The sequence below is a fragment of the Marinicella gelatinilytica genome (genome assembly GCF_026410405.1).
GTDB classification, from domain to species: domain Bacteria; phylum Pseudomonadota; class Gammaproteobacteria; order Xanthomonadales; family Marinicellaceae; genus Marinicella; species Marinicella gelatinilytica.
Window position 1 is genome coordinate 1 of record NZ_JAPMLN010000027.1, and the last position, 9233, is coordinate 9233.

Below are 9233 nucleotides of genomic sequence, written 5' to 3' on the forward strand. Positions count from 1 at the left end.
TAGCCTGTAAATCTGATATCGTTCTGTTTCGGTTAACTGTTTATAGCTCATATTGCATTTTCCTTTTGGTGAGAAAAATCAGTAACTATACCAGTTAACCGACCTCCTCAGGAAATTGCACTTATTATCCGAATTGAGGCTGAGAATAAACTAACAGGCGAGAAAACAACGGATATAGACAATAGCGCGATTTGGGGCAGTGAATCTGCAGAGGATTTTATTGAAGAAATTGTCGATGCAGACATCGATTACAGTCAATACCAAGAATTAAACTTGGGCACTGTCATAGAAAACCCCAAAGCCAGAGATTTACTGTTCGCACCCATCGTCACTTGTACAGTTGACCATATTATTCAAGCCTCTGAATGCAAACGAGGCGGCGGTTACATTGCGCCCATGTTAAGACTTTTAAGCAGTGATTTAATTTTAGATGAACCTGATGACTTTGACCAAAGTGACTTACCGGCACTTAACCGTTTAGTCCATTTAGCCGGAATGCTTGGCAGTCGCATACTGCTTTCCTCAGCCACATTACCACCTGATTTACTTGAAGGGTTATTCAAATCATATCAATCCGGACGAATTATTTATAATCAAAATCACGGTAAAAAAAGACCTGCCGTTGTATGTGCCTGGTTTGATGAACAAGAAAAAAGCAGTTTAAAAACAACCTGTGCAGACCATGCTGAATTTACCAAAACCCATCAAAAGTTTATAACCAAAAGAGCAAAATATCTTCAACAGCAAATTATAAGACGACGGGCTGAAATTCTGCCCTTAGCATTAACCTATACGCGTGAAGATCATACCCAATTTTTCTCAGGACTGGCAAAGGAGTTAGTAAAATCTTCAATCAGCCTTCATGACAAACATCATGTCAAAAAAGAAAAACAAGATAAGAAAATAAGTGTTGGCTTAATTCGAATCGCTAATATCCAAAACATTGTTGAAATAGCACAAGCCATGAACGCTTTAGAATTGGCGGATGATAACTATCACATCCACTTAACCTGTTATCACGCCAAGCAACTATTGGTTTTAAGAAATGCCTTAGAAACAAAATTGGATCGTGTCTTAAAACGTAATGCTAAAAACCCTGAGTTGATATTTAACCATTTAGAAATAAAAGACGCCTTAGCCAAAAGCCCGGCTGTAAATCATATATTTATCGTCTTGGCAACGCCTGTGGCAGAAGTGGGCCGAGATCATGATTATGATTGGGCCATTGTTGAACCTTCTTCCATGCGCTCAATTATTCAGCTTGCCGGGCGTATATGGCGACATCGTCCCGATAAAGTGGCTGATAAAACCAACTTACTTATCTTACAACACAATATTCGTCATTTAAAAAAAGAGAACATTGTCTTTACGAAACCGGGTTTTGAAAGCAGTGAATTTCCACTTGAAACCCACGATATGAATGACTTAATGACCAAAGAGCAATTAAATCAAATTGATGCCTTGCCACGAATCATCAAGCCTCAACCATTAACCCCAGAAAATAAATTATCTGATTTAGAACATGCGGTCATGCAAGACCTGATGAACAATGAATCGCTTAATTTTGTTAATGCCTATTGGGATGAAAACACCACAGCCAACATGGCTCATACCCATTTGCAAATTCTTAGCCCATTTCGAGCTGGTAACGCCCAAGAAGAATGGATACTCATACCCAATGATAAAGATTTTGACGTCTATGCGGCCGAACAAGTAAAAAAACAAAAATTATCCGGCTCCACCAAGCACAGTAAGCTAATTAATCGTAAAGAAATTGTATTTAACAATGACAATATCAGCCCTTGGCTGCTCACTGATACGGCAACGGAACTAAACCTTTTAAAAACCAAATATACAGATAAAAGCACCCAGTATTTAGCCACTTTGTTTTCAAAGGTAGCCCTTGAGGACAACACCCATGGTTGGCACTTCAATGAATGGCTGGGTTTTTGGAGAAACAAATAATTTCAAATTAGGAGTAATTATGAAAAATATTACACAAGAACAATTCAAATCTGCAGTTCAGGCGTTTTTAGCGGCTCAGATTGATAAAAAAACCGAACCCCCACAAAAACAACTCATCAAGGCGCAAGAAAACCAAGATTATGAAAAAGTCGCAGAGTTACAAGAAAAAATTCAAAAAGAACAACATAAGTTTCAGCTTGATAATTGGATGAAAAACGCAGCCGAAAGATATACCAATCAACTCACTTTTGGCACCCATATCTCGAAAGGTATCCATCCTGATTCAAAAGGCGATAATATAATTTTTAATACCGAAAGAGAGTTACCAAAAGGTATTCTTGGCTCACAAAATATTCAAAGTGAACACCTTGATGCCAATGGTAACGCGGCGGCTTTACCATTAGCGGCATTCTATAACTGGTTTGTAGACGAAGATGAAAACGTAAAAATTAAAGATTTAATTAAAATTTCACACCCGGCAATTGAAGGTGCTTTTGCATCTGAAAAAGAAGTTTCTGATAGTTTTCAGCAAAGCTTTGAAAATTCATTAAATCCTAAAATTAAAGAATCAAAAACTCATGAAAGAAATAAACAGATGTTGTTCGCACTTGGTAGTGATAATAACTACCATTGTATTATCCCTTTGTATCCTTCAGTTTTAATCCACGAGTTTTACCAAACACTTAACAACTTAAGGTACTCAGAAGAAAACAAAACCGCACGCAATAATCGTTTTAAAAAAACCGCTGAACACAAACCATATCTTTCCTTATCGGACATAGCGGTCACTCAGCTTGGAGGTACAAAACCACAGAATGTTAGCCAGTTAATGAGCAAACAAGGTGGTCGTAATTACTTACTCCCCTCAATGCCGCCCATTTTTAAGAGCCATCAATCCTTGCGATTAAACCCCTACTCTGAAAGCTTATTCAATAAACATTTGACCTACCATTGCCGTGAATCACTGAACAGTTTATTTAAACTCATTCAAACCAATTACAACAACGTCAATATTCGCGATGCACGCAAGACAGTATTAGATTCAATTCTTTATAAGGTAATAACTTTCGCCTTTGAAATACAAAATAATGAAACACCCGGCTGGAGTATAAATTACAACCTGAACCACCATGAAAAACTATGGCTTGACCCGCAAAGAGCTGACCTTGAAGATCAAGAGTCTTTTAAACAAGACCGTGAAAGCAAAAACTGGCGAGATGAGATTGCTGTGCGTTTTGCCAATTGGCTGAACACGCAAATTCAGCAAAAGTTTAAACAACTCAAGCATGACTTTGGTGATGCTGAACATATCGAATGGCAGAAAGAAATGACAGAAATGATTAAAGAAAGTCAACGATTAGGCAAGGAGGTATTCGCATGAACCGTAAAGATAAAGAAGTCATCGGCTATTTAGTTTTTAACCGAGTAAAAATCAATAACGCCAACAGCATTTCAAGCCCGTTAACGTATGGCTTTCCGGCTGTAACCGGCTTTTTAGGTGCTGTTCATGCCATGTCGAGAAAACTAAGTCAACATGACACACTTAATCACATATCACTGGATGGTGTTTTAATTGCCTGCCATGATTGCCAGCCACAAACGTATCGAGCCAATAGTTATAACGATTATACATTTAACCAAACCCGCAACCCCATTAAAAAAGATGGTAAAACAGCATCCATTATTGAAGAGGGCAAATGTAACTTAGACATAACACTGGCTATCGAGGTTTTGGCTGAAGATGCTTTGGATGTGGAAGACAATCACATTTCACAACTTATTGAGCAGAGCCAACAATGGATTATGCAGCAACGAATCGCCGGAGGCAGTGTCACTCATATCTCTCGCTACCAACCTGTTAGATTTGTGACAGAGGAAGATAGCGACAAGCTTAAACCCATGCTACTGCCGGCATTCGTGTTAATGAATGCCCAACAGGATTTAATTTATATCACAAATAACTTGCGAGCCACAAATCCAAAAGCCACCGAGTTAGATGCCCTGCTTGATGTCTGTAGTTTGCACCATGTTCCTGAAACGGATAATAAAAACAAAACCACATGGCATACCCGATCAGCTAAAACTGGACGCGGATGGCTCGTGCCAATGCCAATTGGCTACCAGGGCATTTCTGATTTATTCGAACCGGGCGTGATGCAAAACACCCGTAACCCCGAATACCCAAGTCAATATGTAGAAGCCATTTACAGTCTTGGCAAGTGGGTATTCCCACACCGAATTAACGAACTACATAATGCTTTTTGGCACTACCAATATGATTTTAACAACGAACTATATTTAGTCACACAAACCAACTAAGGAGATAATTATGAGCACATTAAAAACTGCAAGCGTACTGGCTTTTGAACGTAACTTAGATACTTCTGATGCCTTTTTCTGGCAAGCGGACAGTCAAAACCCAAACCAAAAACCACAACCCATTACTATTAAAGAAAAATCAGTCCGCGGAACCATTAGTAACCGACTTAAAAAAGCCCTCGCTAATGATCCTGCTAAACTTGATGCAGAAACAGAAAAGGCAAATTTACAAACGGTGGACACAGCCGCATTAAATGCCGAAAACAACACACTTATTGCTAAATGGAGCTGCAAGGTTTTACCTTTTGACGGCAAACCCAATGTATGTAACGACCAAGATTATCAAACAGCGTTACAAAATGTTGTTAACGGCTATCGACAAGAACATGGTGTTAAAGAACTGGCTACCCGGTATGCCACGAATATTGTCAATGCACGCTGGTTATGGCGGAACAGAGTCGGCGCTGAAAATATCGAAATCAACATTAAGTGCGCTGATGAAACTGTAAAAATCCCTAATGCCATAGAATACAGCTTGAATACATTTGAAAACACAGATGATTCGATAGAAAAAGTAGCACAGTGGATTGAATTAGGTCTTAATGGCGAAAAATTTATTATTCTGTACATTGAAGCCAAAGCGAATATGGGCTATGGCCAAGAAGTTTATCCATCACAAGAACTTGTGCTTGATACCGGTAACAAGAAAAGTAAAGTACTTTACCAAGTCAACGATAAAGCCGGTATGCATTCCCAAAAAGTGGGCAATGCCATCCGAACCATTGATAATTGGTATCCGGATGCAGAATTTCCGATTGCTGTTGAGCCCTATGGTGCCGTAACAACTTTAGGTACAGCTTTTAGACAGCCACGTCAAAAACAAGATTTTTATTCCTTATTTGATAATTGGATCATCAAAGATCAAAAACCTGAGACTGACCAACAGCATTATGTGATGGGTGTTTTAATTCGTGGCGGAGTCTTTGGTGAAAGTGGTAAGGAGTAAAACCATGAATCACTACCAAGAAATCACCATCATAAAATCACCGGATATTTCCCCCTATTTCGTCTGGAGCAAGGTGTTTATGCAAGTCCACATTGCCCTTGTCGAATTAAAAAACAAAGACGACACCGTTAACATCGGTGTCAGTTTTCCGGAATACCGGCGTTTTGAAAAGAATGACAAAATCATCAGTGTCTTGGGTTCAAAACTCCGTGTTTTTGCCAAAAGCGAAGATGAATTACGGGAATTAGACCTCAACCAATGGCTCAGCCGTTTGAGTGATTATGTTCATATTAAAAGCATTAAATCGGTACCAGAAAAAGACGTGAAAAATCATTTAGTTGTTAATAAAGTAGATCAAATTGGCAATATGGAGCGGCTTACCAGACGCTTTGCGAAAAGAAAAAATATTTCTTTTGAAGCAGCCAAACAGCAGCAAATTGAAAACTACGCAAAGGAAAAAGGTATCAGTATAAGTAAATCAGCAGACTTATACGACAACCCGAAACTTCAATCTTACCCATACATTATGATGAAAAGCCTGAGTGGAAATAATCAATTCTCTTTAGAAATTGATCAATCAGAAACCGATCAACCGCAAACCGGCGTATTCAATACTTATGGCATGAGCAGTAAAACCACGGTTCCACACTGGTAAAAAGCGTGAAATACCCTTTTTTAAAAGCAACTTAACAATTTGTTATTTATCAATAAGTTACGAACAGGGCAAATTTTTTGGGTAAAAGAATAAAAACACCCACAAAGCCTTGTCGTAACTTATTTTTTTCGTTTAAAATTGCTGTTAGCCGCCGCACACGCGGCTTAGAAAAAAACTTAACTGCATAGTGTCAACTTCCATGCGTTAGCCGCCGCACACGCGGCTTAGAAATGTACCGCTGACCTCGACCCAATCAAGTTTAGGTTAGCCGCCGCACACGCGGCTTAGAAAACCAAAACCGATTGTGCTTTGCATATTCCCAAGTTAGCCGCCGCACACGCGGCTTAGAAAAGCGTCAAAACATGCATGACCGCCGTAATTGAGTTAGCCGCCGCACACGCGGCTTAGAAAATATGGGTTCAGGCTCAATCGCAATCGCCACAGTTAGCCGCCGCACACGCGGCTTAGAAACGAAGCGATGTTGTCATCCGCCAAGCATCATCGTTAGCCGCCGCACACGCGGCTTAGAAAAAAAAAATAAAGGCTGAATTTTTAGAAAATTTGTTAGCCGCCGCACACGCGGCTTAGAAAAGGTGGTGGGTACTGCGTAGCCCATAAATCAGGTTAGCCGCCGCACACGCGGCTTAGAAAACTTTGCTGTATCCCCGTAGGGCTTCCGTGACGTTAGCCGCCGCACACGCGGCTTAGAAAAGCCCTCAATAATCTCTGTGATGCCAGAACCCGTTAGCCGCCGCACACGCGGCTTAGAAAATGACGTCCATTACCTTTTCTTCCCTGTTTGCGTTAGCCGCCGCACACGCGGCTTAGAAAGGTGAGGGTATCCAGGTTCAGCCGGTGGACTTAGTTAGCCGCCGCACACGCGGCTTAGAAACAACAGGGTCGGTGTTTAATGTAAATCCTAAAGGTTAGCCGCCGCACACGCGGCTTAGAAATAAACAGCAATTAGTTGAGAAGATATTTGAGCGTTAGCCGCCGCACACGCGGCTTAGAAAAGAACGTTCAAGCGTCTAAACGGCAACGCCATGTTAGCCGCCGCACACGCGGCTTAGAAATCACGCTCTCGCTTTGTCCGCACAAACTCGCCGTTAGCCGCCGCACACGCGGCTTAGAAATATTAAAGGATCACCCGCCGAACGTGAGCAACGTTAGCCGCCGCACACGCGGCTTAGAAAGTTCGGCAGCCGTTCGTTACGGTGATTTGACAGTTAGCCGCCGCACACGCGGCTTAGAAAAGATAAAACTTCGATTAAATCGGCATTTTTTGCGTTAGCCGCCGCACACGCGGCTTAGAAATTCCAATTGTCCAAGCTGATAGCCACTGAATCGTTAGCCGCCGCACACGCGGCTTAGAAAGTGCCAAATCGCGCGGCCACGTCCATTTTTTCAGTTAGCCGCCGCACACGCGGCTTAGAAAGTTGGTTTACCGGCACACGTCTTTTCATGTTCGTTAGCCGCCGCACACGCGGCTTAGAAAGATGGCCCCCGGGTGGTGCCGATGGTGTCGATGTTAGCCGCCGCACACGCGGCTTAGAAAGCTAAACAAAAACTACTCACCACGGATGAAGAGTTAGCCGCCGCACACGCGGCTTAGAAAGGCTACCCACTCACCCGTGGCCAGCATGCTCTGTTAGCCGCCGCACACGCGGCTTAGAAAAACGGCATTACCGTTAACGTCTCTTAATTTTAGTTAGCCGCCGCACACGCGGCTTAGAAAGCGCTTGAGTCGCAGGGTTCGGCAATCAGCAAGTTAGCCGCCGCACACGCGGCTTAGAAACTGATGAAGCTGACAGAATAGTCGAATCCGTAGTTAGCCGCCGCACACGCGGCTTAGAAATATTGATTTTCTTGTAATGTCGATCATATGCTGTTAGCCGCCGCACACGCGGCTTAGAAAGGTGAGGGTATCCAGGTTCAGCCGGTGAGGGTAGTTAGCCGCCGCACACGCGGCTTAGAAATTTATGATAAATCTGAGGGCGAAACGTTTACGCGTTAGCCGCCGCACACGCGGCTTAGAAAGACATTCAAAACGGTGTTGGTTTACTTGAGTCGTTAGCCGCCGCACACGCGGCTTAGAAAGACTGCATCGCTTGATTAAGCTGTCTTATTGCGTTAGCCGCCGCACACGCGGCTTAGAAATGTGACTGATTCATAAGCTAAGTTGTGGTAAAGTTAGCCGCCGCACACGCGGCTTAGAAAGAATCAAAAACCTACTGACCCGAAAATTGTTAGTTAGCCGCCGCACACGCGGCTTAGAAAACCCTGTTTCCCGTGCCAAGTACACGGATTTGGTTAGCCGCCGCACACGCGGCTTAGAAATGAGAAAGTCCGCTTTCTATGACTGCATTAAGGTTAGCCGCCGCACACGCGGCTTAGAAAATAATGCTTTACAGGTTCCAATTTGCTTAGCAGTTAGCCGCCGCACACGCGGCTTAGAAAGGCATGGAATTGTTAAAGCATGAATTGATAACGTTAGCCGCCGCACACGCGGCTTAGAAAACTGTCTCGACTTGCGTTTAGTGATTCATTGCGTTAGCCGCCGCACACGCGGCTTAGAAAAAGGGTATTCATGTCCGTGGAACGCATCATAAGTTAGCCGCCGCACACGCGGCTTAGAAACGTAAAATTAAAGTAAATATATAATTTATTATGTTAGCCGCCGCACAGGCGGCTTAGAAAAGTGTAAGTATTGATGCGTTCCTTACTTTCGCGTTAGCCGCCGCACAGGCGGCTTAGAGAATAATGAAATCCTTTTGCTGCTCGTTATTAATCACAATGATAAAAGTGGTTATTAAGAACAATCCCCACATTATAGAGCAAAGCATCTGTTGCTGTGGTTGAACCACCCTAAACCAATATTTTTCTGCAGCTGAAGTGGTAGAGTACAAAGTAAACAAAAATGGATCCCCGGAGCGGAGTCCGAGGACGTCGCGGTTAGGGTCAAAAGTACATGAAGTCCCAAGGACATTCCCCCACGTTTAGCGGGTGGCCAGGCAAATACAGTGATGCGGTTTTTACGTAGTAAAAGAAGCGACACGAAATGGCCGTTAAGGCCGTGAGCAACGCGGTCGCTTCCGCGTCCTGCTCACGCGACATATATGAACGCCTCCTTCATTTCAAAGGCTTTTTATGGTTTTCAGCCTATTTTGGCTGTGTTGTTTTTAAGTTTTCATTCTTTTTCTCTTACACTTACCCACGGCACTGCGCCGAGCAGCGGGGTTTGGGGCAGCGCCCCATTTATGAGTTAAGTTTTTAATCACTGATAATAAA

At 42.8% G+C, this 9233-nt stretch carries 5 protein-coding genes and 1 CRISPR repeat array; all 5 genes read left to right on the plus strand.

Going from position 1 to position 9233, the window contains the following annotated elements:
* Positions 1-114 precede the first annotated feature (114 nt).
* From cas3f to cas6f, 5 genes are read left to right on the plus strand one after another with little or no spacing between them, the layout of a single operon-like run.
* The gene (cas3f, locus tag OS173_RS13045; RefSeq protein ID WP_267184735.1) at positions 115-1965 is read left to right on the plus strand and encodes a type I-F CRISPR-associated helicase Cas3f; all 1851 of its coding nucleotides are present in this window, start codon (positions 115-117) and stop codon (positions 1963-1965) included.
* A gap of 19 nt (positions 1966-1984) precedes the next feature.
* Positions 1985-3346 (plus strand): type I-F CRISPR-associated protein Csy1, encoded by a 1362-nt coding sequence (gene csy1 / locus OS173_RS13050; RefSeq protein ID WP_267184731.1) that lies wholly within the window; start codon positions 1985-1987, stop codon positions 3344-3346.
* Positions 3343-4284, plus strand: coding sequence for a type I-F CRISPR-associated protein Csy2 (csy2, locus tag OS173_RS13055; protein ID WP_267184732.1), 942 nt, complete (start codon positions 3343-3345; stop codon positions 4282-4284). Before csy1 ends, csy2 begins: the two co-directional genes overlap by 4 nt.
* Positions 4285-4294: 10 nt before the next feature.
* Positions 4295-5290, plus strand: a complete 996-nt coding sequence (csy3, locus tag OS173_RS13060; RefSeq protein ID WP_267184733.1) for a type I-F CRISPR-associated protein Csy3 — start codon at positions 4295-4297, stop codon at positions 5288-5290.
* Positions 5291-5294: 4 nt separating this feature from the next.
* Positions 5295-5945, plus strand: coding sequence for a type I-F CRISPR-associated endoribonuclease Cas6/Csy4 (cas6f, locus tag OS173_RS13065; RefSeq protein WP_267184734.1), 651 nt, complete (start codon positions 5295-5297; stop codon positions 5943-5945).
* Positions 5946-6088: 143 nt separating this feature from the next.
* Positions 6089-8702: direct repeats of the CRISPR family, unit length 28 nt; unit sequence GTTAGCCGCCGCACACGCGGCTTAGAAA.
* The last annotated feature ends 531 nt before the right edge of the window (positions 8703-9233 follow it).